General features: G+C 80.8%; 1 pseudogene. It reads left to right on the top strand.

Annotation, left to right across the window (positions count from 1 at the left end):
- Positions 1-255, top strand: a pseudogene (locus D471_RS34965) (HEXXH motif domain-containing protein); the annotation flags it as partial.

Here is a 255-nt window from a genome sequence, read left to right on the forward strand (position 1 = left end):
CTGTTCGGACCGACCGCGCCGCTGCCCGCCCTCGGCCGCGCCCTGCTCGGTCGGGGCGGGGGCGGCCCGGCCGTCGTCGAGGCCGCGGGCGGCCGCGCGCTGCTGTCGAGGGGGAACGCCCGGGTGGAGGTCCCCGACGACCCGCACCAGGACGCCCCCGGGTGGCACGCGCTGCGCCGGATGTCAGCCGAACACGCCGGACGGCGCCTCGACCTGCTCCTGGACGACCAGGACCCCGACCGGCTCCCCCCCCCC

The sequence above is a fragment of the Nocardiopsis lucentensis DSM 44048 genome, assembly GCF_000341125.1.
In the GTDB taxonomy this organism is placed as follows: domain Bacteria; phylum Actinomycetota; class Actinomycetes; order Streptosporangiales; family Streptosporangiaceae; genus Nocardiopsis; species Nocardiopsis lucentensis.